At 49.1% G+C, this 2,344-nt stretch carries 1 protein-coding gene and 1 pseudogene; both read right to left on the bottom strand.

Features of this window, described 5'->3' with window-relative positions:
- Nucleotides 1-130 precede the first annotated feature (130 nt).
- The gene (locus J4G02_20825) at nucleotides 131-928 is read right to left on the bottom strand and encodes a prepilin peptidase (protein MCE2396969.1); all 798 of its coding nucleotides are present in this window, start codon (nucleotides 926-928) and stop codon (nucleotides 131-133) included.
- Between the two features lie 70 nt (nucleotides 929-998).
- Nucleotides 999-2,344 (bottom strand): annotated as a pseudogene (locus J4G02_20820) (sigma-54-dependent Fis family transcriptional regulator).

Here is a 2,344-nt window from a genome sequence, read left to right as displayed (position 1 = left end):
TCTTTTGGTTTCACCGTCTGATTCTATTGATATTGAGTTATCGCCTCTGATTCTGGAGACATTTTACCACCAAATATCACTGTTGTAAAGAAGCGAAGAATGAAACGCGTGGGTCCCATGCTCCATTTGTCTATTGCCAACCAATGAGCCTTAAATACCAGCCCCAAATTTCATTTCCCCAAAACAGATCCAGGGTTGCACCAATTACGAGAAAAGGACCGTAAGGTATTCGACTCCCGCCCCCACTTTTTTTTCCGAGCGCGACAAGGGACAATCCAATGATTGAGCCTGTAAAAGCGGAAGCCATGATTACAACCAACAAATGGGGCCACCCTCCCAGAAACAACCCAATGAGGATCATCAATTTGATGTCTCCACCGCCCATCGCTTTTTTGCGAAAAAGAAACGTTCCCACAACCGCAATTAATGCCATTGCGGCACCACCCGCTACTGCTCCGATGAGGTGATCAATCAGATAGTCCGGATCGTGACGGGTCAACGCAATGAGGAGAGTCACTGCCGTGCCAGTAATCAATCCGACAAGGATAATGGCATTCGGAATGATGTACCATCGCGCATCAATCCAAGTGATAGGTATCAATAAACTGATGAACAAGCAACTGTGCAAGAGCGCGAGCGTTGGTCCGAACCGATACAGCGAGAACAGAAACAGTATACCTGTCATCAGTTCAACTAGTGGGTAAACCCTTGATATTCTCGTTTCGCAGTGTCGGCAACGTCCTTTTAGGAAGAGGTAGCTCAGGACTGGGATGTTATCGTAGAAGCGAATTGGTGTCCGGCATTCGGGGCAAAAGGATCGGCGTGGGGAATGAATAGATAGTCCTTGGGGGAGGCGGTAGATGCACACATTCAAAAAACTGCCAATCGCCAATCCGAGCGCAAAGATGAGGAGGGACATCGCTATCATCGGTACTGCTCTCTTTCTGTGATTGCGATAGCCTAGCTATGGTCATCGCTTTCAACTCTAGGCGAATATTTCACACATCATCCGGACGCTTGATGTTAAATTTTTCCAGCTTTTTATAGAAGTTGCTGCGCTCGATTTTCAACTGTTCGGCGGTTCGCTTGATGTTCCAACTGTTTGTGTTAAGGGCGTTGCGGATGAGATCCGCTTCAGCATCGTCAACCATTTCTAGCAAGGATTTGTCTGCGTGAAAACGATTCTCTTGGGCAACAGCGACGGTGTTAGGTTGGGGGGCAGTCTTTGGAATTGGCAGAACATTCTCCACGTCAGTCGGTAGGATGACATCTTGATTGACCATGATGAGCAGGCGTTCAATAATATTCTTTAACTCTCGTATGTTGCCGGGCCAATGGTATAATTGCAGGAGTTGAATCGCGTGCGCTATCCTTGTGGAACCGCTCGACAAAATGTTTCACCAATACCGGCAGATCATCTGTACGATCACGGAGGGGAGGGACAGTAATCGGAACGACACTCAGACGATAGTAGAGATCTTGCCGAAACCTTCCTTCTTCAATTTCTCGCTCAAGGTTCTTATTCGTTGCAGCAATAATCCGAACATCCACGTGGATTGTTTGCGTTCCGCCGAGACGTTCTAGTTCACCGTATTCCAGCACACGCAACACTTTCGCCTGTGCTTTCAAACTCATATCGCCAATTTCATCGAGAAACAACGCACTACCGTCAGCAAGTTCAAATTTCCCCTGTCGCCGTACCGTTGCACCGGTGAAGGCGCCGCGTTCATGTCCGAACAGTTCGCTTTCGATCAGTTCCTCTGGCAATGCTGCACAGTTGAGCCGGATAAGCGGCTTTCGACTGCGTTGGCTCTGCTTATGGATCGCATTGGCGACTAATTCTTTGCCGGTGCCGTTTTCTCCTGCGATCAGGACACCCAGATCGCTTGACGCGACTTGGCTAACCTGCGATCGGAGGTGTTGCATCGCAACGCTCTCGCCGACCATTTCATCGCGAGTGCCTATCTGCTCTTTCAACAGACGTGAAAGTTCTAGAAAGGGTTCAATAGCGTATACGATTTCGTCAATACTGGAGGGTTTTGTCAGGTAACGTCTTGCCCCCAACTCCATCGTTTTGACCGCCGTTTCAATCTCTTGCTGCGCGGACATCATCACAACGTTCAACTGTGGTTTAATCTGCCGCAGACGGGCCAGGGTCTCAACGCCATCTATGCCGCCGGGCATCAGGATGTCCAGCAGTACCAAATCGACCGTTTTCGACGCACACAGCTGCAGCGCTTCCTCGCCACTCGAAGCTGTTAGCGTGTCGTAGCCTTCCACTTTTAACGCTTGCGCGAGCATCTTCAAAGCATTTTCTTCGTCATCAACAATGAGAATGGTAGCC

The sequence above is a fragment of the Candidatus Poribacteria bacterium genome (assembly GCA_021295755.1).
GTDB lineage: Bacteria > Poribacteria > WGA-4E > WGA-4E > PCPOR2b > PCPOR2b.
The sequence above is the reverse complement of the archived record's forward strand: the minus strand, read 5'-3'. Positions and strand labels throughout refer to the sequence as shown.

What these genes read in the sequence shown, in the direction of transcription:
- J4G02_20825 (MCE2396969.1), bottom strand. Translation starts at nt 928, where the DNA reads ATGATAGCGATGTCCCTCCTCATCTTTGCGCTCGGATTGGCGATTGGC.